Source organism: Martelella sp. AD-3, assembly GCF_001578105.1.
In the GTDB taxonomy this organism is placed as follows: domain Bacteria; phylum Pseudomonadota; class Alphaproteobacteria; order Rhizobiales; family Rhizobiaceae; genus Martelella.
In genome coordinates this window covers 4,168,982-4,192,583 of sequence record NZ_CP014275.1, presented here as the reverse complement: position 1 = coordinate 4,192,583, position 23,602 = coordinate 4,168,982, and the positions used below count along the sequence as shown (strand labels likewise).

21 protein-coding genes are annotated in these 23,602 nt (G+C 64.0%); 10 read left to right on the top strand and 11 right to left on the bottom strand.

Annotation, left to right across the window (positions count from 1 at the left end; translation table 11 throughout):
* Positions 1–143: 143 nt before the first annotated feature.
* The 6 genes from AZF01_RS19360 to AZF01_RS19335 all read right to left on the bottom strand — a co-directional run bounded on the left by AZF01_RS19360 (position 144) and on the right by AZF01_RS19335 (position 6,446).
* Positions 144–1,094 carry an ABC transporter substrate-binding protein gene (locus AZF01_RS19360; RefSeq protein ID WP_024707620.1) on the bottom strand — a complete coding sequence of 317 codons (951 nt, stop codon included), beginning with the start codon at positions 1,092–1,094 and terminating at the stop codon, positions 144–146.
* A 47-nt stretch (positions 1,095–1,141) separates the two neighbouring features.
* A complete protein-coding gene (locus AZF01_RS19355) occupies positions 1,142–2,125 on the bottom strand; it encodes a ribose ABC transporter permease (protein WP_024707619.1) in 984 nt (327 codons plus the stop codon).
* A gap of 33 nt (positions 2,126–2,158) precedes the next feature.
* The gene (locus tag AZF01_RS19350; RefSeq protein WP_024707618.1) at positions 2,159–3,688 is read right to left on the bottom strand and encodes a sugar ABC transporter ATP-binding protein; all 1,530 of its coding nucleotides are present in this window, start codon (positions 3,686–3,688) and stop codon (positions 2,159–2,161) included.
* A complete protein-coding gene (locus tag AZF01_RS19345; protein ID WP_024707617.1) occupies positions 3,685–4,470 on the bottom strand; it encodes a DeoR/GlpR family DNA-binding transcription regulator in 786 nt (261 codons plus the stop codon). Before AZF01_RS19345 ends, AZF01_RS19350 begins: the two co-directional genes overlap by 4 nt.
* Before the next feature lie 228 nt (positions 4,471–4,698).
* Positions 4,699–5,157, bottom strand: a complete 459-nt coding sequence (locus tag AZF01_RS19340) for a host attachment protein (RefSeq protein WP_024707616.1) — start codon at positions 5,155–5,157, stop codon at positions 4,699–4,701.
* Between the two features lie 113 nt (positions 5,158–5,270).
* On the bottom strand, positions 5,271–6,446 hold the full coding sequence (locus tag AZF01_RS19335; RefSeq protein WP_024707615.1) for a LysR family transcriptional regulator: 1,176 nt from the start codon (positions 6,444–6,446) through the stop codon (positions 5,271–5,273).
* A gap of 140 nt (positions 6,447–6,586) precedes the next feature.
* Here AZF01_RS19335 and AZF01_RS19330 point away from each other — a divergent pair, with 140 nt between their 5' ends.
* From AZF01_RS19330 to AZF01_RS19290, 9 genes are all read left to right on the top strand, one after another.
* Positions 6,587–8,137, top strand: a complete 1,551-nt coding sequence (locus tag AZF01_RS19330; protein WP_024707614.1) for an aromatic amino acid lyase — start codon at positions 6,587–6,589, stop codon at positions 8,135–8,137.
* Between the two features lie 55 nt (positions 8,138–8,192).
* Positions 8,193–9,110, top strand: a complete 918-nt coding sequence (locus tag AZF01_RS19325) for an ABC transporter substrate-binding protein (protein WP_024707613.1) — start codon at positions 8,193–8,195, stop codon at positions 9,108–9,110.
* Between the two features lie 231 nt (positions 9,111–9,341).
* The gene (locus tag AZF01_RS19320; RefSeq protein ID WP_024707612.1) at positions 9,342–10,544 is read left to right on the top strand and encodes an ABC transporter permease; all 1,203 of its coding nucleotides are present in this window, start codon (positions 9,342–9,344) and stop codon (positions 10,542–10,544) included.
* Positions 10,541–11,479, top strand: a complete 939-nt coding sequence (locus tag AZF01_RS19315) for an ABC transporter ATP-binding protein (RefSeq protein ID WP_024707611.1) — start codon at positions 10,541–10,543, stop codon at positions 11,477–11,479. Before AZF01_RS19320 ends, AZF01_RS19315 begins: the two co-directional genes overlap by 4 nt.
* Positions 11,476–12,216: an ABC transporter permease gene (locus AZF01_RS19310; RefSeq protein WP_024707610.1), complete on the top strand. Its 741-nt coding sequence runs from the start codon at positions 11,476–11,478 to the stop codon at positions 12,214–12,216. The genes AZF01_RS19315 and AZF01_RS19310 overlap by 4 nt, the downstream gene beginning before the upstream one ends.
* Before the next feature lie 10 nt (positions 12,217–12,226).
* Positions 12,227–13,606, top strand: a complete 1,380-nt coding sequence (locus AZF01_RS19305; RefSeq protein WP_024707609.1) for a dihydroorotase family protein — start codon at positions 12,227–12,229, stop codon at positions 13,604–13,606.
* Entirely contained in the window at positions 13,603–14,856 is a 1,254-nt protein-coding gene (locus AZF01_RS19300) for a Zn-dependent hydrolase (RefSeq protein WP_024707608.1), read from the top strand. The genes AZF01_RS19305 and AZF01_RS19300 overlap by 4 nt, the downstream gene beginning before the upstream one ends.
* A gap of 1 nt (position 14,857) precedes the next feature.
* Positions 14,858–15,946: a DUF917 family protein gene (locus AZF01_RS19295; protein ID WP_024707607.1), complete on the top strand. Its 1,089-nt coding sequence runs from the start codon at positions 14,858–14,860 to the stop codon at positions 15,944–15,946.
* A 10-nt stretch (positions 15,947–15,956) separates the two neighbouring features.
* Positions 15,957–17,621 carry a urocanate hydratase gene (locus AZF01_RS19290; protein WP_024707606.1) on the top strand — a complete coding sequence of 555 codons (1,665 nt, stop codon included), beginning with the start codon at positions 15,957–15,959 and terminating at the stop codon, positions 17,619–17,621.
* 330 nt (positions 17,622–17,951) lie between these two features.
* Here AZF01_RS19290 and gyrB read toward each other — a convergent pair whose 3' ends face one another.
* From gyrB to AZF01_RS19265, 5 genes are all read right to left on the bottom strand, one after another.
* Complete coding sequence (gyrB, locus tag AZF01_RS19285) at positions 17,952–20,387, bottom strand: DNA topoisomerase (ATP-hydrolyzing) subunit B (RefSeq protein WP_024707605.1); 2,436 nt, start codon at positions 20,385–20,387, stop codon at positions 17,952–17,954.
* 278 nt (positions 20,388–20,665) lie between these two features.
* Positions 20,666–20,872 (bottom strand): hypothetical protein, encoded by a 207-nt coding sequence (locus tag AZF01_RS19280; RefSeq protein ID WP_152534502.1) that lies wholly within the window; start codon positions 20,870–20,872, stop codon positions 20,666–20,668.
* A 218-nt stretch (positions 20,873–21,090) separates the two neighbouring features.
* Positions 21,091–21,453, bottom strand: coding sequence for a helix-turn-helix domain-containing protein (locus tag AZF01_RS19275; RefSeq protein ID WP_024707603.1), 363 nt, complete (start codon positions 21,451–21,453; stop codon positions 21,091–21,093).
* Positions 21,425–22,018 carry a Smr/MutS family protein gene (locus AZF01_RS19270; protein ID WP_024707602.1) on the bottom strand — a complete coding sequence of 198 codons (594 nt, stop codon included), beginning with the start codon at positions 22,016–22,018 and terminating at the stop codon, positions 21,425–21,427. The genes AZF01_RS19275 and AZF01_RS19270 overlap by 29 nt, the downstream gene beginning before the upstream one ends.
* Before the next feature lie 66 nt (positions 22,019–22,084).
* Entirely contained in the window at positions 22,085–22,786 is a 702-nt protein-coding gene (locus tag AZF01_RS19265) for a Tim44/TimA family putative adaptor protein (protein WP_024707601.1), read from the bottom strand.
* Positions 22,787–22,927: 141 nt separating this feature from the next.
* Here AZF01_RS19265 and AZF01_RS19260 point away from each other — a divergent pair, with 141 nt between their 5' ends.
* Complete coding sequence (locus tag AZF01_RS19260) at positions 22,928–23,488, top strand: FxsA family protein (RefSeq protein WP_024707600.1); 561 nt, start codon at positions 22,928–22,930, stop codon at positions 23,486–23,488.
* The last annotated feature ends 114 nt before the right edge of the window (positions 23,489–23,602 follow it).

Sequence of the window (23,602 nt, the reverse complement as noted above, 5' to 3'; positions counted from 1 at the left end):
AAACCGGCTCAAGTCCAGTGTGCGGAAAGAAGAAATCGCCACCTTGACGCGCATCAAGAAGGAGAGACTCAGACACGAAAAGGCGCGACGGAATAGCCGCCGCGCCTCACAGGCCTCAATGCGGGTGCGGGGCGGGTCCGGGCTTACTCGCGGACGGCCGTCCAGCCCTGATACTCGTCGATATTGTCCGCCGTGATCAGCTGCGGCTCGAGCAGGACGGTGGTCTCCTCGATATCCTCGCCCTGATAGAACTTGTAGCCAAGCTCAAGCGCTTCGCCCGCCATGACGTAGGGGTCCTGGGAGGCGGAGGCCTTCAGCAGCGAATTCGGGTCTTTCAGCGATTTCTCCGTGTCCGGCGCTCCGTCAACGCCGGTGATGATGATGTCGGTGCGACCGAGCTGCTTGGCGGCAAGCTGGGCGCCGAGCGCCATCGGGTCATTGGCGCCGAAGACCGCGTCGAGATCGGAGAAACGGGTCAGCAGACCCTGCATCACATTCATGCCGCCTTCGCGCGCGGCCAGGCCGTTCTGGTCGTTGGAGACGACATTGATGCCGTCATTGGCCTCGAACACCTCCATGCAGCCGGTGAAACGGTCATTGAGCGAGGAGGAGGACGGGCCCTTGATGATGGCGACATTGCCTTCGCCGGAAAGCGCGTCGACGATGTACTGGCAGGCCTTCTGGCCGGCGGCGATATTATCCGTCATCACGGTCACGTCAGCGCCCGGCGCGGAAACGTCGAAGGCGGCGATCGTGATGCCGGCGTTCTTCGCGCGGTTGACGGCGGGCGCGATCGCCGTGTCGTCCACGGCGTTCAGCATGATGATGTCGACGCCCTTGGCGATGAAGTTGTCGATCTGGCTCACCTGCTTGTTGAGGTCGTAGTCGGCGGAAACCGAGGTGATCTCGACATCCGGGTTGATCTCGCGGGCGCGGTCCTCGATGCCCTTGATGGTGGCGACGAAGAACGGGTTGCCGAGCAGGCCGACGGAAATGCCGATGCTGTTCAGTTCCTTGTCCTGCGCCTGCGCGCCGGACGCCATCATGGCGATGGCCGCTGCCGCGCCAAGAAGAAGTTTCTTCGAAATCTGCATGGGTTTGCTCCTCCGCTTTTCGCGTTTCATGCGTTGATGAAGGGCCTTTACGTCCTGTCGGAACCCTTGCCGCGGAAGCGGTCGAGGGTGACGGCAGCGATAATGACAAGGCCCTTGATGATGAACTGCCAGATGTCCGACGTTCCCGTCAGGATCAGGCCGTTCGAGAGGACAGCGATGATCAGCGCACCGATCAGCGTGCCCCAGATCGAGCCGACGCCGCCAACGAAACTGGTACCGCCCAGAATGACGGCGGCGATTGCGTCGAGCTCATAGGATTGTCCGAGTTGCAGGCCGTTGGCCGCATAAAGCCTGGCCGCCGACATAACGCCGCCAAGCCCGGCCATCAGGCCGGAGACGCCGTAGACGAACAGGAGCACAAGCGGCACCTTGATGCCCGTCAGCCGGGCTGCCTCCTGGTTGCCGCCGACAGCGTAGATCCAGGTGCCGAGCACCGTGCGGCGTAGCACGAACCAGGAAATCAGGATGACCAGAAGGGCGATGATGGCGAGGATCGGCACGCCCAGGATCGCGCCGTTTCCGATCACCGCGAATGGCAGTTCGGCGTTGAAAACCGTCGTGTCGTTGCCCATCAGCCGCGCCACGCCCCGCACCGCCGTCAGCGACCCGAGCGTGACGATGAAGGGCGGCAATCGCAGGAACGCGACCAGCGCGCCGTTGGCAAGGCCGAAGACCAGGCCGAGCGCCAGCCCTGCCGGCACGCCGATCCAGCCGAGCGCCGGGTTGAGCGAGAACATCACCGCCGCCATGGCGGACGCAGCAAGGATCGAGCCGACCGAAAGGTCGATGCCCCCGGTCAGGATGACAAAAGTCATGCCGGCCGCCAGTACGATGTTGATCGAGGCCTGCTGCATGACGATCGACAGATTGTTGACCCCGAGAAACTTGCCGGTCAGAAGCTGGAATCCGATGGCCAGCAGGATCAGCACCGGCAGCATGCCGAGCGTCTTGATCAGCGTGCCGACCTGGTAGGACCGGCCGTTTGCCGCCCCCTTCTGCGCCTCAGTCATAGATGTCCTCCTTCGGCCTCTTAGCGCCGTGTGTCATGCCGCGGCCCCGGTTCCCGTGGAAAGCCGCATGATTGCTTCCTGTTCGATCGCTGCCCCGTCTGACGACTTGACCTCGCCGGCAATCTCGCCCTCGCGCATGACGATGACCCGATCGGCGACATTGATGATTTCCGGCAGTTCGCTGGAGATCATCACCACGGCGAGACCCTGGCGCGCCAGCTCATCGATCAGCCGGTAGATTTCGGATTTCGCGCCGACATCGACGCCGCGGGTCGGCTCGTCGAGAATGATCACCTTCGGTTTGACTTCGAGCAGCCGTCCGAGCAGCACCTTCTGCTGGTTGCCGCCCGACAGCGAACCGACATTGACGAAAGGCGAGGGCGCGCGGATCGACAGTTTCTCGAACTCGGCGCGCGCCCGCTTGCGCGCCGCCTTGAAATTGCGCGTTCCGGCGGGTCCCGAATCCTCGCCCATGACGCAAATGTTGATGTTGTCGGCAATCGTCATGTCGAGGAACAGGCCGAGCTGCTTTCGGTCTTCCGTCAGGTAGACGATGCCGGCGTCAAGCGCGGCGCTCGGGCTTTGCGGGGTCACCTCCCGTCCCTCGAGCAGCACCGTGCCCGATGTCGCCCTGTCGGCGCCGTAGATCAGCCGGGCAAGTTCGGTGCGCCCCGAGCCGACAAGGCCGGAGACGCCCAGCACCTCGCCGCGCCGGACGGAAAAGGAGCAATCGCGCACCTTGCGGCCGGCGCTCATATTGCGCACCTCGAGAACGGTTTCGGCGGTTTCGTCGCGTTCGACATGCGCCTTCTTGTAGAAGGTCGAGAGGTCGCGCCCGACCATCATCGAGATCAGCCGTTCGGCGCTCAGTTCGTCGCGGTCGAGCGTGCCGATATATTTGCCGTCGCGCAGCACCGAGCAGCGGTCGGCGAGCCGGTAGACCTCCTCCATACGGTGCGAGATATAGATGATGGCGATGCCGTCGGCCTTGAGCGCCGCGATCACGTCGAACAGGCGCTCGGTCTCGCGGCTCGACAGCGAGGTCGTCGGCTCGTCCATGACGATGATCCGGGCATTGGTGGACATGGCCCGGGCGATCTCGACGAGCTGGCGTTCGCCGAGCGAGAGACTGCCGACCACCGTCGAGGGCGAGAAATCGACGCCGAGGCGTTTCAGCAGCGGCGCGGTGCGCGAACGCATCTCCGCGCGGTTGACGATGCCGGAGCGCGCGCGCTCATTGCCGAGGAAGATGTTTTCGGCGACCGTCAGGTTGGGCGCGAGCGAGAGCTCCTGGTAGATCACGGCGACGCCCATGGCCTTGGCCGCCTTGGGATTGCCCTCCGGCACCGGCTTGCCGCCGACCAGAATGGTGCCGCCCCTGTCCGGCGTATAGGCGCCGGAGAGGATTTTCATCAGGGTCGATTTGCCGGCGCCGTTTTCGCCCATCAGCGCGTGCACCTCGCCGCCATGGGCGGTGATCGCAACATCCTCGAGCGCCCTGACGGTCCCGAAGGTTTTTGAAATGTCCGCCATTTCCAGAACCGGGCGTGCGGTATCGTTCATGCTTCGGTCTCTCCCTTTCGCGCGGCGACGATATAGTCCACCCCCTCCTCCTCGAGCATGCGGGCATCGGCATCGGCGAGGCCGTCATCGGTCACGAGCCTGCGGATCTGGGCAAAGGGCAGGGACAGCGTCGATGTCCGTTCGGCAAACTTCCGGCTGTCGACGAGCACGATGATCTCGTTGGCGAAGGCTGCCATGTCGCGGGTCAGCTGGACCAGCAGCGGGTTGGTCTCCATCAGCCCTTGCCGTTCAATGCCGAGCGCGCCGACGAAGAACTGCGAGGCATAGAAGGCGCGTTCGTCAGCGAACCGGTCATAGACGATGCCGGGCTCTCGGTGCAGGCCGCCGCCGCCGATGGTCAGCTGGCATTCGCCATATTCGGCGAGATAGGCGGCGAGCGGCATGGAATGGGTGAAGACCCTGAGATTGCGCCGGGCAATGGCCATGCCGAAGTGAAAGCAGGTCGAGCCGCCGTGAATGATGATCGACGTGCCGTCGCGCACGAGCGTCGAGGCGGCGGCCGCAATCGCCCGTTTCTGCTCGACCGCGATGTCGCGGTTTTCCATGAAGGGAAGGGGGATGGCGCGGCGGGCGTGATGACCCTTTTCGGCCGCGATGCCGCCATGTACGCGCTGGCCGAAACCTGCCTTCTCAAGCTTGTCGATGTCGCGCCGGACGGTCGCCGCGGACACGCCCGTCGCGTCGGTCAGTTCGGTGACCGAGAGAAAGGGGTGCTCAGCAAGCAGGGCCAGTATTTTCTGGTGCCGGTGCAACTCCGCCATTCCGTCCTCCCGTACGGAATTCCATTCCCGGAAAATGAACCAGAAGAATCAGAAAAGCAAGATTTTGTGCGTACTTTTGGTCGAAAACTGTTTTGATGCGATCAAAAGATGATCGATATCAATCATTTCGTGCCGGAGCTGGCGTTTTCGCATCTCTTGCGACGGTATTTGACGGAACTGGCGGCGGGCGCGGGCGACCGGCGGGTCCGCATTCGCCGCCGCACTGGCTCAGGCTGCTCTCAGCCTGGTCAGGTGCTTCTCGATATCGGCGACCGACTGATTGGCGAGTTCCTTCTGGATTTCCTCGCGCATCGCCGCCGTCGTCTCGGGCGTGAGATGAGGCCGCAACGCGCCAATGGCGGGCGGAGGCGCGATCAGCACAAAATCCTCGATCGTCTTGTCATAGACGAGCGCGTTGAGGCGCTCCGCCGTGCGTTTGAGAAATTCCTGCTCGGCCTGTTCATGCCAGTCGGTTTCCTCCATCGCGCTGCGCCCGTTGCCGACCGAGGAATGCGAGCGGCCGGGCCTGTCCGTGCCGATCTCGCGCGACGGCGCATCCTCCTGGGCTGAGCGCTCTGCCACCCGCAGGTTCAGGCTTTCGGCATCGCCGATATTCTCCATGAACAGCGCCCGTGCTCCATCACAGACGACGACCCAGGATTTATGGGGAAGTTTGAACAGGCTCATGGCGGACCTCCTCTTTGAGACGGGGATATATTTGCCTGAACGTAAAACCGTTCGGGCAGGCCGAATGTTCCTTGCGAAAGACGGCAGAATTTTGCGGGTGCCGCGCCGGACGGTCACTCGATCGCCGGCAGGACGTCCAGAATGCGGGCTGCCTGGCGGGCGGCGGCGGCCGTCGGCGGCCAGACGAGGGAAAGCGTGAGGCTGAAACGATCGGAAAGCGGAATGCTGCCGATGGGCGCCGCCATGGCGAGGAAGGCCGCCTGCGGCAGGACGGCAACGAAATCGTGCTCGACGACGAGGTTGACGATGATCGGCAGGGAATCGACCTCGACCATGCGCATGGCCGCCCGTTCGGCCTCGCTCAGCTTTTCGGCGAAAAGCAGATCGGCCTTCTGCCGCAGTCCGCTCTTCAGACTCGGCACCGCGACAGGCCGCGTCAGAACCAGATTGGCGATGTCCCCGCCGCTCTTTTCGATCAGTCTTCGCGGGCCGACGACGGAAAGCCTTGAGCGGGAGATCGCCCGGCGCTCGAAACTCTCGGGGATCGACTCGGTATCAAGCAGCGCCACGTCATAGATGCCGCCCTGCAGGCCGCGCATCAGTTCGTCCGCCGTGGTGGAGGAGATGAACAGCGGCGCGCCGGGGCGCTGCTCGAGCCACCGCGCGGAAAGCCGCGCGAGCGCCCGTGCCGTGTTGCTCTCGTAGCCGAGCGGGATCACGGACCCAAGATGGCAGGTGGAAACGGTGCGGCGGAACTGGCGGTCGGCGCTGCCGGTCAGCCGCCTCCAAACCTCCTCCAGCGTCTCGGCGAGGGCGAGCGCCTGCTGGCCGGCGGACGTCAGGTCTATGCCGTCTGCGCTGCGGGTGAAGAGCGCCCGGTTCATGTCCGCCTCGAAGGCGGAGATCTGGCGGGAAAGCTGCGGCTGGCCGATGCCGATCTCGCGCGCCGCGCGGCGGATGCTGCCCGCGCGCGCCGCCTGGCAGAAGCGGGACAGCGTCAGGATGCTGACCGACAGCATCGCCTTGCGCCCGGCATCGATGTCGGCGAGTTCTCCGAGCGCACGGGCCGTGCCCGCCGCAAGGGCGATATCCGGCATCAACCGCCGGCCCTCGAGCGTCAGCGACAGGCGCGATCCGGCCTTCTGCACCAGCGGCGTGGCCAGCTCGGTCTCCGTCCTGTCGACGGCCGCAGCCATGCTCGCCGGCGGGCGCCTGAGCGCGCGCGCCGCCGGGCGCAGGCCGCCGCATTTCAGAACCTCATACACGCTGCAGAGTGTCAGGGTGTCCATACGCGCCTGCCATTTGCTGCTGGTTATTTTATAGGCAAAAACGTCATTGCATAAATCCGGAGCATCTCCCGTTCATCATATGGGATATCCCGTCTTCGGCAATAATCCAATACGCTTGCCTTCAACAAATGGGGAACCGAATGCGCGCGAAGAACAACGCCATCATGTTTTCAGGCCAGCCGCTGGACTTCGACATCCTGTCGCGGATCGGCGCGGGCCTAGCGCTGCCGGTCGTCACCCAGGCGGGGATCGAGCGGGTCGAGCGCGCCCATCAGGTGGTGCGCGACCGGCTTGCCGAAGGACTTTCGATCTACGGCGCCAATACCGGCGTCGGCGCGATGAAGGATACCGAGTGGACGGTCGAGGCGCTGGAGGATTTCAATCTCGGCCTTGTGCGCGCCCATCATTTCGGAACCGGAGACCCCTTCCCGGTGGAGATCGTCCGCAATGCGATCGCGATCCGCATCAACACGGCGCTGACCGGTCGGGTCGGCTGTTCCATGGCACTTGTGGAAGCCTTTCAGGCGCTGCTCGAACATGACGTGATCCCGGTCGTGCGCCGCACCGGCTCCATCGGTTGCGCCGACATCGGCTTGATGGGCCAGGTTTCGGCGGCGCTTACCGGCGTCGGCGATGCGGTCTATCAGGGCCGCCGCATGCCGGTGACCGAGGCATTCGCAGCAACCGGCCTGCAGCCCTTGCGCATGGAGCCGCGCGACGCGCTCGCTTCCTTCTCGCTGAACGCCATCGGCTATGCTTCCGCCGCCTCCGCCTTGCACAAGGCCGCCCTTGCCGTGCGCGTGCTCCTGGCGACGGGCCTTGCGACGGCGGGCGCCATGGGCGCTGCGATCGCGCCGTGGCGCTCGGTGGTCGAAGTGGGCACGCATGCGCATGCCGATATCGGCGTCTGGCTCTGCCGCGCCTTCGACGACTGGTGCTGGACGTCTGCAAGCCATGTGCAGGACCCGTTGTCGATCCGGATGATGCCGCAGGTCTTCGGCACGACGATCGAGAGCCTGACGATTGCCGGCCGGACAATACTGGCCGCCACCGGCCGCACCGATGACAATCCGGTGGTCATCGGCAATGAGGTGCTGACCTCCGGCGGCTCGCTGCCGCTTGATGTGACGATCTACATGCAGGCCGCCCAGATCGCCATGGCCCATGTGGCGCGCAACATCTTCAACCGCTGCGTCATCCTCGCGAACGGGGGGCGGCGCGACCTGCCGGTCAATCTCGTGCCGCATGGCACGGTCGCCACCGGCTTCGGCCCGATCCTGAAGCTCGCCGGCGATCTCTTCATCCGGACGCAGTCGCTGTCGGCGCCGATATCGGCGCAGTCGCTGGTGGTGGCCGGCGGGATCGAGGACGAGGCGGCCTTCCTGCCGCTGGTGGTCGAACGCTTCGAGCGCCAGGTCAGGGCGCTGCGCCGCATGGCAGGGCTTGAGGCGCTGCTTGCCGCCCAGGCCATGGATATTTCGGGCGATGAGCCGCGCGGCGTCGCAAATCTGGTCTATGCTATCGTCAGATCGCATTCCGCGCTCTATCTGAAGGACAGGCCGCTTTCGAGCGAGGTCGAGCAGATCGAAGAGGAGCTCGGCTCGGATGCGACAATGACCAGACTGATCGAACAGGCGCCGCTGGCCCTGCTCGATGACTTTTTCGCACTCGCACCGCCTGAAACGGCTTGAGGCCGCGGGCGACACAGCAAGGTTCTCACGAGGACCGTCAAGAGAGGGACAGATCATGAAACGACTTGCTATACTGACCGGCGCGCTCGCCATCTCGGCCTTTGCCTTCGCAGGCGCGGCCTCGGCCGATCCCGTCGTGGTTTCTTCCAAGATCGACACGGAAGGCGGGGTGCTCGGCAACATCATCCTTCAGGCGCTTGAGGCCAACGACATTCCGACGGAAAACAAGATCCAGCTCGGCGGCACGCCGATCGTCCGCCAGGCAATCACGCAGGGCCAGATCGACATCTATCCCGAATATACCGGCAATGCCGCCTTCTTCTTCAACAAGACCGACCTTCCGGTCTGGAACAAGCCGGAGGCCGGCTATGAAGAGGCCAAGAAGCTCGACTATGACGCCAACAAGATCGTCTGGCTGACGCCGGCTGACGCCAACAACACCTGGGCAATCGCCCTGCGCAAGGATGTCGCCGATCCGAACAATCTTTCGACGATGAGCGAATTCGGCGCCTTTGTCGCCGATGGCGGCACGGTGAAGCTTGCGGCATCCTCCGAATTCGTCACCTCGCCGGCGGCGCTTCCGGCCTTCGAGAAGGCCTATGGCTTCGATCTCACCTCCGGCCAGCTGATCCAGCTTTCCGGCGGCGATACGGCGGCAACGATCGCGGCTGCGGCAAAGCAGACCTCGGGCGCCAACGCCGCCATGGTCTACGGCACGGACGGCGGGATTGCGCCCTCGGGCCTCAAGGTGATGGAAGACGACAAGGGCGTGCAGCCGGTCTATCTGCCGACCCCGATCATCCGCGAGGTCCGGCTCGAGGAATATCCTGAGATTGCCGAGATCCTGAAGCCGATCTTCGAGGGGCTGACGCTTGAAACCCTGCAGGACCTCAACGGTCGCGTCCAGGTCGGCGGCGAGCCCGCCGACGCGGTTGCCAAGGACTACCTGACCTCGAACGGGTTTGTGAAGTAAGGCCGGAATCGGCAGCAATGCAGCAAAAACAATCTCCCCCCTTGAGGGGGAGATGCCCCGACAGGGGCAGAGAGGGGTGAACCCTCTCCAACGAGGCACGGTGTATGCGGCTCTTGCCCTTACCCCCCTCTGTCGCTTTCGCGACATCTCCCCCTCAAGGGGGGAGATTAAAGGGACATATCGCACCCCGCCGCAAGCGGGACAACCGACCGACAAGCCGAAGGGCATGCCATGTCAGCCATCAGCGAATACCGAAAGGACGGCCGGGCCGTAAGCCGGCTTGACAAGCTCGGCATCATCGTCGCGGCGATTGCGCTGGTGGCGCTCTTCCTTCAGCCCTTCGCGCTGTTTCGCGCGAACCGTATCGTGGCGGCGGAGAATATCATGGTCTGGTCGGCGATGCCGCTCTGGCAGGCCGTCGCCCTTGTCGCTGCCATGCTTGCCGCCATTGCCGTCATCCTGTTCAAGACGCCGGTCAATCTGAGGCTCGGCGTCTCCGTCGCGGCCATCGCTGTTCTGGCCCTGATGGTCGGCCGCGCGGGCTATTTCCTGATGCCGGAAGACAATCCGTATGCCCGCGTCTCGCCCGGCGCGAGCTTCTGGATCCTGCTCTTTGCCTTCTCGATCGCCATGGCCGATGCGATCGTGCGCAAGGCCTTGCCGCCGATGATGCGGATCGCGTTTCTGGTCATCGCTTCATTCGCCATCGGGCTTCTGCTCTGGTCCGGCGCCTGGAACGACCTTTCGATCCTGAAGGAATACAACAACCGCGCTTCCGCCTTCTGGCGCGAAGGCCGCACCCATGTGGAGCTGGCCTTCGGTTCGCTGGCGGCAGCCTCGATTGCCGGCATCCCGATCGGGATCCTGTGCTTTCGCGTGCCGAAGGTGCGCGCCACCATTCTCAACAGCCTCAACGTGCTGCAGACCATTCCGTCGATCGCGCTGTTTGGCCTGTTGATCGCGCCGCTCGCCTGGGTCGGCCGCAATGTGCCTGGGGCGGCCGAACTCGGCATTGCCGGCATCGGCTTTGCCCCGGCCATTGTGGCGCTCTTTGCCTATTCGCTGCTGCCGGTCGTTTCCAACACGGTCGCCGGCCTTGACAGCGTGCCGCGCGATGCCCGCGAGGCCGCCCGCGGCATGGGCATGACCGGCCGCCAGCGGCTTTTCCAGGTGGAGCTGCCGCTGGCCTTTCCCGTCATCCTCACCGGCATCCGCATCGTGCTGGTGCAGAATATCGGCCTTGCGGTGATTGCCGGGCTGATCGGCGGCGGCGGATACGGCACATTCGTCTTTCAGGGCATCGCCCAGACGGCAACCGACCTCGTGCTCCTGGGCGCGCTGCCGGTCGTCGGCATGGCCTTTGCCGCGGCCATCATTCTCGATGCGCTTGTCGAAATCAGCCAGACAAAATCCAAAAACGGGAGCCGGGCATGATCGAGATCGAGGGAATTACCAAGGTCTATGGCGACTATAATGCCGTCGACAATGTCTCGCTCCAAGTCGAGCGCGGCGAACTGGCGGCGATCGTCGGCACGTCCGGTTCCGGTAAGACCACGCTGATGCGGATGATCAACCGTCTCGTGGAGCCGACTTCGGGCATGATCCGCATCGACGGGCGCGACAATCGCGAATTGCCGGATTACGAGCTTCGCCGCGGCATCGGCTATGCCATTCAGGGCCACGGCCTGTTTCCCCACCGCACGGTGGCGGAGAATATCGCCACCGTGCCGAAGCTTCTCGGCTGGGACAGGAAGCGGCGAAATGCCCGCGTCGATGAACTGCTCGAACTGTTCCACCTGGAGCCGGAAGCCTTTCGCGATCGCATGCCGCATGAGCTTTCCGGCGGCCAGCAGCAGCGTATCGGCGTCGCCCGGGCGCTCGCCGCCGAACCTGCCGTGTTGCTGATGGACGAACCCTTCGGCGCTCTCGACCCGATCATCCGCGCCAAGGCGCAGGAAGACCTGATCGACATCCAGAAGAAATTCTCCACCACGGTCGTGCTCGTCACTCACGATATGGACGAGGCGATTCTCCTCGGCCACAAGATCGCGGTCATGCATGAGGGAAAGCTCGAGCAATATGCGCCGGCGGCCGAAATCATCGCCGATCCGGCAAGCGCCTTCGTCAACGAACTGCTCGGCACCGGCGACAAGGCCTTCCGCATGCTCTCGCTGGAGGCCTGCGAAAATCTCGTCGAGGAAGGCCCGGCCGAGGGCGAAGCGATCCCCGCTTCGGCAAGCCTGAAGGACGCGCTGGCCGCGGCGCTGTGGTCCGGCCGTGACGCGCTGCCGGTCGAGCGTGACGGCAAGGTGATCGGCCGCGTCACCCGCGATGCCCTGATCCGCCGCGCCGCGGGACCGGCATCATGAGGGCTTCGGTAATCATCCGTCTGGCGCTTCTCGTGCTGCTGATCGCCTTCATCAGCTTCCCGGAAGCCTTCGCGCCGGTGTTCCGCCCGTTCACGCAGAACGGCGCGCCGGCGATCTATACCCAGACCAGCCTGCTCTCCCTGACGCTGAGCCACCTCGCCATTGTCGGCGTGGCGACGGTTGCGGCGACGCTCTTTTCCGTCGGTCTCGCCATCATCGTCACACGGCCCTTCGGCGTCGAGTTCCTGCCGCTGTCGCGCTCGATCGCCAATATCGGCCAGACCTTTCCGCCGGTCGCCGTGCTGGCGCTTGCCGTGCCGATGTTCGGCTTCGGGCCGATTCCGACGCTGATCGCGCTCTTTCTCTATGGCCTTCTGCCGATCTTCGAAAACGCGCTGACGGGGCTGACCAATTTGCCGGGCAATGTCTCGGAGGCCGCGCGCGGGGTTGGCATGACCGGCACGCAGCGCCTGATGCAGGTCGAGTTTCCGCTGGCCTTTCCCGTCATTCTCGCCGGCATCCGCCTTTCGGTCGTCATCTCGCTGGCGACGGCGACGATCGGCTCGACGGTTGCCGCCAAGACGCTCGGGGAGGTGATCATCGCCGGGCTGTTGTCGAACAACACCGCTTTCGTTCTGCAAGGCGGCCTCGTGGTCGGGGTTCTGGCGCTCCTCATTCACGATGGTTTCGTGATGTTCGAGCGGGCAACCGCGCGGCGCACCGGCCGCTTCTACTAGGAGACATCAAATGTCGGATTTCGATCTCGTTCTGAAAGGCACGCTGGTGCTTTCCGATCGGGTGGTCAGGGGCGGCTACGTCGCCGTCCGAGACGGGCTGATCGCCGCCATCGGCCAGGGCATCGCCCCCACCGCCCGCGAGCGCCATGATCTCGGCGACGCCCTGATCCTGCCAGGCGCCATCGACGCGCAGGTGCATTCACTGAGTCAGAAGGACCAGGAGGATTTCATCTGGTCGACGCGCTCGGCCGCCGGCGGCGGCGTCACCACCATCATCGACATGCCCTATGACGAGGGCAATGTGGTGAATTCGGCCGAAGCAGTCAAAAAGAAGATCGCCCACGCTTCGCCGCAGGCGCGCGTCGATTTCGCGCTCTATGGCACAGTTGATCCCGCTGAAGGCGCCGCCCGCATCGCCGAGCAGGTAGACGCCGGGGTTGCCGCTTTCAAGTTTTCCACCTTCGGCACCCATCCAACCCGTTTTCCCCGCATCCCCGCCGCGCTTCTGGAAGAATGCTTTGCAGCGATCGCGCCCACCGGCCTTGCCGCCGGCGTTCACAATGAAGACGATGAATTCGTCAACGCCGCAATCGCGAAGGTCAAGGCCTCCGGCGTCACCGATTACCGCGCCCACGGCCTGTCGCGCCCGCCGTTGACCGAGCTGCTCGCCATGCACCAGATCTACGAGACCGGGGCGGCAACCGGCTGCCCGGCCCATGTGGTGCACTGCTCGCTTGGCCGCGGCTACGAAATCGCCGCCGGTTATCGGGCTGAGGGCCACAATGCCACGGTCGAATGCTGCATTCATTATCTGACGCTGGACGAGGAAAATGATGTGAAGCGGCTTGGCGGCAAGGCCAAGATCAACCCGCCGGTGCGTCCGCGCGCCGAGGTCGAAAAACTCTGGCGGCATGTGGCTTCAGGCAATGTCACGCTGGTCTCCACAGATCATGTGAGCTGGTCGGAGGACCGCAAGACCAATCCCGAGATGCTGGCGAATGCCTCGGGCGTTCCGGGGCTTGAGGTGATGATGCCGCTCTTCATCAAGGGCGCGCTCGAGCATGGCGTGCCGCTCTTCTGGGCTGCAAGACTGATGGCGGCAAACCCGGCGAAGCATTTCCGTATCGACCATTTAAAAGGCGCGCTTGAGATCGGCAAGCACGCCGATATTGCCGTGCTGGAACCGGGCGATTTCGTCTATGACGCGGGCGAAAGCGGCAATAATGTCGTCGGCTGGTCACCCTATAACGGCATGCGGCTGCCCTACAGGGTGGCGGCGACATGGCTGCGCGGAAAACAGGTCTTTGACGGAAAGGCCGTCGTCGAGCCCGGCACGGGCGCTTTCGTGCGCCCCGAGGCGAGCCTGCCGCTTCGGGAGATGATCCGATGAGCCGCAATCTCGCTGTTTCTCCGGCGCGCATCGCCGCCGATATCGACGCGCTGGCCGCGATCACCGACCCGAACCGGCCGTGGACGCGCCGTGCCTTCTCGCCGCTCTTTCTCGAAGGCCGTGCCTATCTTGAAAACGCGTTTCGCGCCGCAGGTCTTGAAACCCGGATCGATGCGGCGGGTAATCTGGTCGGCGCGCGCAAGGGCAGGACGCCCGGCATCGGCACGATCATGCTCGGATCGCATTCGGACACCGTCCCGGATGGAGGGCGTTTCGACGGGGTTGCCGGCGTTGTCGTCGCGCTCGAAGTGGCGCGCGGTCTTGAGGAGGCGGGCATAGAACTCGAACACGATCTGGAAGTGACGGACTTTCTCGCCGAGGAAGTCTCGATCTTCGGCGTCTCCTGTATCGGTTCGCGCGGCATGGCCGGTGTTCGCCCGGATGAATGGCTGGGGCGGAAAGCAGATAGCATGACGCTGGCCGAAGGCATCAGAGACGTTGGCGGCGATCCGGACGCCGAACAGAAAGCCCGCGACGATATCCGCGCCTTTCTCGAGCTTCACATCGAGCAGGGGCCGGTGCTGGAAGGCGAGACGTTGGACATCGGCGTCGTCACCGCCATTGCCGGCATCACCCGCGTCGAGATCATTGTCGAGGGCCGGGCCGACCATGCCGGCACGACGCCGATGAACCGCCGCGCCGATGCGCTCGCCGCCGCCGCCCATGCGGTGCTCGCTGTCGAGACCCTTTCCAGCGCGCTTGCGGCGACGCCCGGCCATTTTGCCGCCACCACCGGCGAATTCGAGATGTGGCCCAACGCCGCCAACGTCGTGCCGTCCAGGGTGCGCATGCTGCTCGATATCCGCTCGGAACACCGCGACGATCTCGGTGATTTCCTGACATCGCTTGAAGCGGTTCTTGAAGGCATCGCGCGGGACAATGGCGTCAGCATCGCGCCGCCGCGCCTCGTCTCCGACAATCCGGCCATGCCGATGGATGACCTGGTGATGGATGCGCTTGATGCGGCCTGCCAAACGACCGGCGCCGGCCATCGCCGCATGGCATCGGGTGCCGGCCACGACGCCGCCTTCATGGCGCGCATTGCCAGGGCCGGCATGGTGTTCATCCCCTGCCGGGACGGGCGTTCTCATGCGCCGGAAGAATTCGCGGAAAACGCCGATATCGCGCTCGGAGCCGAGGTGCTGCTTCAAGCGGTGAAGCGGCTCGACACACAACTGATGGAGCAATGAGATGGGCCGTATCCTGACGACCAAAGATGTGGAACCCGCCGTCAAGGGCGGCTCGGTCTATGCCGCAGGCGGCGGCGGATGGGCCGATCATGGCCGCATGCTCGGCTATGCCGCCGTCAATGTCGGCAAGCCGGAACTGGTTTCGGTGGAGGAACTCTCCGATGACGACTGGGTGGCGACCGCAGCCGCCATCGGCGCGCCGGCTTCCACCACGCCGTGGGAAATGCAGGGCATCGACTATATCAAGGCTGCCGAATTGCTGCAGAATGCGCTCGGCGAAAAACTCTCGGGCCTGATCGTTGGCCAGAACGGCAAATCCTCGACGCTGAACGGCTGGCTGCCGTCCGCCGTGCTCGGCACCAAGGTGGTCGACGCCGTCGGCGATATCCGCGCGCATCCGACCGGTGACATGGGTGCGATCGGCATGGCGAGCTCGCCGGAGCGGATGATCCAGACCGCCGTCGGCGGCAACCGCGCCGAAAACCGCTATATCGAACTGGTGGTCAAGGGCGCGACGGCGAAGATCTCGCCGGTGCTCAGAACCGCAGCCGACCAGTCCGGCGGCTTCATCGCCTCCTGTCGCAATCCGCTCAGGGCATCCTATGTGAAGGTGAATGCGGCGCTCGGTGGCATCTCGATGGCGCTGGCGCTCGGCGAGGCGATCATCGCGGCGGAGGCCAAGGGCGGATCGGCCGTGATCGATGCGATTGTGAAAACCACCAATGGCGCGATCCTGACCGAGGGCAAGGTGACGAAGAAGGCTGTGGTCTATACCAATGAGGCCTTCGATGTCGGCACGGTCACCGTCGGCTCGGGCGACAGGGCGATGGTGCTGCATGTGATGAACGAATACATGGCGGTCGAGGATGCCGGCGGCAATCGGATCGCGACCTTTCCCGATGTCATCACCACGCTCTCGCCGGAGGGCGAACCGCTGAGCGTCGGCCAGCTGCAAGAGGGCATGACCATCTTTGTCCTGCATGTGCCGAAGACGGTCATTCCGCTTTCGTCCAGCGTGAAAGATCCCGCCGTCTATCCGGTGGTGGAAAAGGCGCTCGGCATCTCGATCGCCGATTACGCGCTGGCCTGAGGAGGAAACCATGCCGAAAGACAATCCGCGCCATCCGAATTTTCCGATTCCCGGCGGGCCTGAAGTCCGTGCAAAGGGTTGGCGGCAGGAAGCGCTGCTCAGGTTGATGGAAAACGTGCTCTCCGTGGGCGAGGACCCCGACAATCTTGTGGTCTACGCCGCCCTCGGCAAGGCCGCGCGCAACTGGCCGTCCCATGCGATGATCGTGAAAACGCTGCTGGAAATGGACGAGAACCAGACGCTCGTCATCCAGTCCGGCAAGCCGGTCGGCCTGTTGAAGACCCACGCGAAAGCGCCGCTCGTCATCATGGCGAACTGCAATATCGTCGGCCAGTGGGCGAAGGCGGATGTGTTCTACGAACTGGAGCGCAAGGGGCTGATCTGCTGGGGCGGGCTGACGGCCGGCGCCTGGCAGTATATCGGCTCGCAAGGCGTCATCCAGGGCACCTATGAAATCTTCATGCGGATTGCCGAAAAGCGCTTCGACGGTTCGCTGGCCGGCCGTTTCATTCTGACGGCGGGGCTCGGCGGCATGGGCGGCGCCCAGCCGCTTGCCGGTCGCATGGCGGGCGCTGCCATCCTGGTGGTCGATATCGATGCCGAGCGGGCGAAAAAACGTCATGAAATCGGCTTCCTTGACGAGATTGCGCCGGACCTTGATGCCGCGCTTCAGATGATCAACGCGGCGGTGGCGGCGAAGAAGGCGGTCTCCGTCGGCCTCGTCGGCAATGCCGCCGATATTTATCCCGAGATCGCCCGGCGCGGCATCACGCCGGATATCGTCACCGATCAGACCTCGGCGCACGATCTCATCTATGGCTATGTGCCGAAGGGCATGAGCCTGGCGGACGTGAAACGTCTGCGCGAGGAAGGCCCGGCGCAGCTGATGGCCGCAAGCCGCGCCTCGATCGCCGATCACGTTCGCGCCATGCTGACATTCCAGCAAAAGGGCGCGGAGGTATTCGACAACGGCAATCTGATCCGCACCCAGGCGCGCGAGGGCGGCGTGGCCAACGCCTTCGATATTCCGATCTTCACAGAGGCTTATCTACGGCCGCTGTTTTGCGAAGCCATCGGGCCGTTCCGCTGGATGGCGCTTTCGGGCGAGGCAAGCGATATCGCCCGCATCGACGACCTTGTGCTGGAGATGTTTCCCGACAATTTCATCGTCACCAACTGGATCCGGCTCGCCCGTGAAAACGTGCCTTTCGAGGGGCTTCCCGCTCGCATCGCCTGGCTCGGCCATGGCGAGCGCACACGGCTGGCGGTCGCGGTCAACGAACTGGTGGCGAAGGGCGAACTTGCGGGACCCGTCGCCTTCTCCCGCGATCACCTCGATGCCGGCGCCATGGCCCATCCGAACATCATGACCGAGAACATGACGGACGGGTCCGACGCGATCGCAGACTGGCCGCTGATCAACGCCATGACCATGTGCGCCTCGATGGCCGATCTCGTCGTCATCCATTCCGGCGGCGGCGGCTATGCCGGCTATATGACCAGCGCCGGCGTCACCATTATCGCCGACGGCACGGCCGAGGGCGCCGAGCGGCTGGAGCATGCGCTCACCAACGATACGTCGCTGGGGATCATCCGCTATGCGGATGCGGGGTATGAGCTTGCAGAGGCGGCGGCTGAACGCGGAAACGTCGGGTATTTGCCGCTTGAGGGGTGACGCGGCCGCCGCTCCGCCGTGTGAGAAAACCCTGCTCGCCTTGTGCGAGAACTCTGCCGAAAACCGATCTCCCCCCTTGAGGGGGAGATGCCCCGAGAGGAGCAGAGAGGGGTGAAAAACCTGCAAGTCGGCAAAGCGACAGAGGGGTCTGCTACCCCCCTCTGTCGCTTTCGCGACATCTCCCCCTCAAGGGGGAGATTGACTGGCGGTAATCCGCACATTGCTCCGGCGTCGCCAGGGCCTGCGACATGTCGCCTGGATCCTCGGGTCAAGCCCGAGGATGACGCAGAGTGAAGCGATGGGTTGCGCCCGATAAAACAGTTGCCCCGATCAGATATCCAGATTGGCGACCGAAAGGGCGTTGTCCTGGATGAAATCGCGGCGGGGCTCCACCTCGTCGCCCATCAGGCGCGAGAACAGGCCGTCGGCGCTGGTGGCATCGGCAACCTTGACCTGCAGCAGCGAGCGGACATTGGGGTCCATCGTCGTTTCCCAGAGCTGCTCGGCATTCATCTCGCCAAGACCCTTGTAGCGCTGGGTGGTCAGTCCCCGGCGACCCGCCTCGAAGACGGCTTCGAGCATGGCGCGCGGGCCGTGAATGGTCAGATCGCCATTCTTGCGGCTCAGGAGCGGCGGCTTGTCGTAGATCTCGAACAGGCGCTTCTGCATCTGGTCGATATAGCGCGCATCCGTGGATCCGATCAGGCCCATGTCGAGCGAGGCGACTTCCTTGACGCCGCGCACAGTGCGCTCGAAGCGCAGCCCGCCGTCGTCGCGCACAAAGCCTTCCCAGCCGCGCTCGGTTTCCTCGGCGATCACGTCGAGACGGGCGGCGATATCGGCGGCAAGGCGCTCGGCCTCGGCCGGGTCCGTCACCCGCTCGGCATTGAGCGCGCCGGCAATCGCCGCCTGCTCGACGACGGCGCGGTCGTAACGCGAATGGAGGCCTTCCATCAGGTTGCGCATGCGGATCGCGTCGACGATCACCTGGCGCAGGTCCGCGCCGGCGCGGACTTCCCCGGAGGCGAGATGCAGCGCTGCGTCCTCAAGCCCCTGGTCGATCAGGTAATCCTCGAGCGCCTGCTCGTTCTTCAGATACTGCGTCGACTTCCCGCGCGTCACCTTGTAGAGCGGCGGCTGGGCGATATAGAGATGGCCGCGCTCGATCAGTTCAGGCATCTGCCGGAAGAAGAAGGTCAGAAGCAGGGTGCGGATATGCGCGCCGTCGACGTCGGCATCGGTCATGATGATGATCTTGTGATAGCGCAGCTTTTCCGGATTGTACTCGTCCTTGCCGATGCCCGTGCCGAGCGCGGTAATCATCGTGCCGATTTCCTGGCTCGACAGCATCTTGTCGAAACGCGCGCGCTCCACGTTCAGGATCTTGCCGCGCAACGGGAGGATCGCCTGGGTCTCGCGCGAGCGGCCCTGCTTGGCCGAACCGCCGGCGGAATCGCCCTCCACCAGGATCAGTTCGGATTTCGACGGATCGCGGTTGGAGCAGTCGGCAAGCTTGCCGGGCAGCGAGGCAATATCAAGCGCGCCCTTGCGGCGCGTCAGTTCGCGCGCGCGCCGGGCGGCCTCGCGGGCGGATGCGGCCTCGGCGACCTTGGTGACGAGCACGCGGGCCTCGTTCGGGTGCTCTTCCAGCCATTGGCCGAGCGCCTCGTTGACGCAGCTTTCGACGACCGGCCGGACTTCGGAGGAGACCAGCTTGTCCTTGGTCTGCGAGGAAAACTTCGGATCCGGCACCTTGACCGAGAGCACGGCGGTGAGGCCTTCGCGGCAATCATCGCCCGTCAGCGTCACCTTTTCGCGCTTCAGGATACCCGATGTGTCGGCATAGGAGACCATCTGCCGGGTCAGCGCGCCCCGGAAGCCCGCCATATGCGTACCGCCGTCGCGCTGGGGAATGTTGTTGGTGAAGCAGAGCACGTTCTCGTGGTAGCTGTCGTTCCACCACATCGCAACTTCGACGGTAATGCCGTCCTTCTCGGTGGAAATGGCAATCGGCTCGGAGACCAGCGGCTTCTTCGAGCGGTCGAGATAGGCGACGAAGGCGGCAAGCCCGCCATCATAATGCATTTCCTTGGAAACCGGCTCGGCATGGCGGTTGTCCGTCAGGAGAATGCGCACGCCGGAATTCAGGAAGGCGAGCTCGTGCAGGCGCTTTTCCAGCGTGTCATAATCGAAATCGACCATGGTGAAGGTGTCGGAACTGGGCATGAAGGTCAGTTCGGTTCCGGTCTCGCCGCCAGCATCGCCGATGACTTCCAGCGGCTTGTCGGCAACGCCATGGGTAAAGGAAATCTCGTGCAGCCTGCCATTGCGCTTGATCTTCAGCCTCAGCCAGACCGAGAGCGCATTGACCACCGAAACGCCGACGCCGTGCAGGCCGCCGGAGACCTTGTAGGAATTCTGGTCGAACTTGCCGCCGGCATGCAGCTGGGTCATGATCACTTCGGCGGCCGAAATGCCTTCGCCGGTATGAATATCCGTCGGAATGCCGCGGCCGTTGTCGGTGACGGTCACGGAACCGTCGGGATTCAGCGTCACGGTGACGAGGTCGGCATAGCCGCCGAGCGCCTCGTCGATGGCGTTGTCCACCACCTCATAGACCATGTGATGCAGACCCGAACCGTCGTCGGTATCGCCGATATACATGCCCGGGCGCTTGCGCACGGCGTCGAGGCCCTTGAGAACCTTGATCGAATCGGCGCCGTATTCGGCCGGAAGGCCGACGGCTGTTTCTGGAGTTTCGCTCATCAACAGGTCTTTCCGAATGTGTCAGGGGTCGGGCGGGTCCCGCAAAACGCCGCCGAATCACTGCTTTTTCAAGCGCCGAGCTTAGGGGAAAAGCCGTTTCCGCTCAAATCACTGCGGCCCCTTTTACAGCCTAATTGGGGATAAACCTAGACCGTTTCAACGAGGGGGCGGCGTCCTGGGCAAGCGGCCTTGCCGTCATGCCAAAAAAAACAGGCGGCGCTCCGGTCGAGCGCCGCCTGGAATGCGAGAATCGGTCTGTTTGCGCGATCGGGACGCGTTCAACCCGTCTTGCGCCGGGTCCAGCGTTCGTTGGGCTCGATCAGCGCTGCATCGGCAAAGGTGGCCATCTCGTGCTCGGCCCTGTCCTGTGTCAGGATGCCGTTCCAGTGAAGGTAGAGATAGCTTTCGCGGATGATCTGGTTGGTCGAGGGAATATTGGCCGCAGTGCTGCGGACGCGATTGGAATGGGCGGCCGTCGGGGCCATGACCTTCTCCATGGAATGCTTGCAATGTTCGGGAGGCGCTTACCGGCGGGAAACGTCTTCGCATTCGAGGCCCCATACAAGTCTTGCAGGGCCGGATGCAGAGAACCTCTTGGCCAGAAGCTGTATCGAGGCCCCGAATGCAGTTTCACCGTAGTAAAACCGTGCCGGCACTTCTTTGATCTCCCTCAAATTTCGTGAAGATCGTCACTTTTGAGGCGTCAGCGGCCAAGTCTCCGGTCGAGCAGGCCGTCGAGTTCGCCGATCGCTTCTTCGTCGAGCTGTCCGATGATGCGCGACAGGCGGTTGGCAAAGGCGGTGTGGGCGGCCGAGAGGCCTGCCGTGTCGATCACGACGCGCGGATCGGACTGGTCGGCGATGGCGAACAACGCCTCGGCATCGTCCCAGATAATATGAAAATAGCCGGCCACGCGCTGGAGAAAGTCGAAACTTGGCTTGCCGCGCCGGCCATGCTCAAGCGCGGAGAGATAGGCCGCCGAAACGCCGATGGCTTCGGCCATCTCTTTCTGCGAAACGCCGCGCTCTGCCCTCAGCTTACGAACGGCTTCTCCGAACGGCGTCATGGTCGTGTCCCTTCCTTCGGGCAAGGCGCACGTAAAGCGCGCCCTCGCCGCCATGCTGACGGGCCGCCGTCTCGTAGGACGAGATCAGCGACCGAAAATCCGGCAGCGAGAACCAGATCGGCACCGCCCGCTTCAGCGCCCCGTCGCTGCCGATCGACCCGCCCTTGCCGGTGATAACGAGGATATGGCGGTGTCCCCTCTCATGTGCGCGGCGCAGGAAGGCCAGAAGCAGGGCATGCGCCTCGTCCTGGAACAGGCCGTGCAGGTCTATCCTGGCATCGATTGCAAGCCGCCCGCTCGCCAGCTTGCGCTTGACCGGCCGCTCCAGCGGATGGTGCCTGCGGGGCTTCTCCCCTTCCGGCTTTTTCGGCAGCGCCAGCGGCGAGACGCTGGTCTTTCCCGTGTCGGTCTTCTTGCCCTCGGCGGCTATGCCATTCATCAGGTCGGAAAAACTTTCCGGGCCGGAAGCGGGCTTTTCCAGTTTCTTGCCGGGAAGCGGGCGGGCCGTTCGCGCGACCTTCATCCACAAGTCCCGTTCTTCTGCGGAGAGCTTCCGGCGGCTCATCTTGAAAGAAACTCCCGGCAAGAAGAAGCGGCGCCGAAACGCCGCTCTCGTCAGACAATGCTCGGCCTATTCGGACGCGGTGGCGATCAGCTTCCAGTTCGGATCGCGCGCCCGCGTGTCGCGCGCGAAGGTCCACAGATCCCGGATCTCGGCAATCTGCTCGGCATCGCCATCGACGATCTCGCCGTCCTTGCCATAGGTCGCGGAAATCATCTGGCTGACGATCCGGAGCGTGATCCGGGCCTCGGTCTTGTCGACCTCCGCTTCCGTGATCTCGGCCTTCTCGATGCCGACAAAGCTCGCCTTGACGGATTCGCCGTTCGCCTCGCGCTCGCTGATGGCGGCGTTGAAGCCCTCATAGACCTCCTTCGACAGGAGGCCCTTCAGCGTGCGGCGATCGCCATCGGCAAAGGCCATGACAATCATCTCATAGGCCGCGTTCGCGCCCTTCATGAAGGCGGTCGGCTCGAATTGCGGATCGGCCTCGACAATTTCCTTCAGGCCCTTGTTCGCCTCGGTGCCCGCCGGCGCGATCTTGTCGACGGCGGCGAGCCGGTCCGTCTTGTTGTCCTTTTCCGCGCCGGGCAGCGTGATCACGTTGCCGTCCTGCCGTGCAGCTTCCGCCGCTTCGGTGCGCGAGCGAACCGGGCTCTGCTCGTAGCGTGGTTTCTCATTGCCGGTGCGGCGGCCCAGAACATTGCGGAGCTGGAAAAAAATCACCACCGCAGCAATCAGGAAGAAGAGTGTAATCAGATCGCTTGTGCCCATTTTGGTGCTAACCGCCGTTTTCCCTGTTGTTTCCAATCCCCATATAGACTTCACAGGGCCATGATTCAAATGTAACACTTCGTCGGAAGGCGTTCATTTCGTCATGATCATAAACGAAGACGGACCGAACAGGAAACCGATTTGCCGCTTCTGATTGCCATCATTCTCTTCCCCTTCGTGGAAATCGCCGGATTCATCATCGTCGGGCGGGCCATCGGCCTGTTTCCGACGCTGGGCCTGATTGTCCTGACCGCCGTGATCGGCGCGATCCTTCTGCGCGTGCAGGGCTTCTCCGTGCTGCAACGGCTGCAGACGGATGTGCGCGACGGCGGCGATCCGGGCCGCGAAATGGTGCATGGCGCGATGATCGTGCTTGCCGGCATCCTGTTGCTCATTCCCGGCTTCGTCACCGACATCATCGGTTTTCTGCTCTTCATCCCGCCCTTCAGGGATTTCGTCTGGCGGCGGATCAGCAGGAACATGGTCGTGGTCTCGCAGGGCTCCGGCTTCTTCCGCGCCGGACCCGGACCGGGCGGTCCCGGCGGTCCGCGCAAGCCGGGCGGGCGAGGGCCGACCGTGGTCGACCTCGATGCAGAGGACTTTTCCTCCGGCGCCTCCGACCCGAACTCACCGTGGGCGGAACGCGACAGGCTGGACGACGATCGCTCCGACGACGACAAGCGAGATGGTAAGGACCGCTAGGCGCGCGGGCATCGCTGCGCAGCCGCGCCGCTGCTGGCGGTCGAAAAACCTGCGCTTTCGGTCGCGGGCCTTGCGTGGCGGGCGCTACAGCGGTGGCCAAGGGTTGTGCGCTTG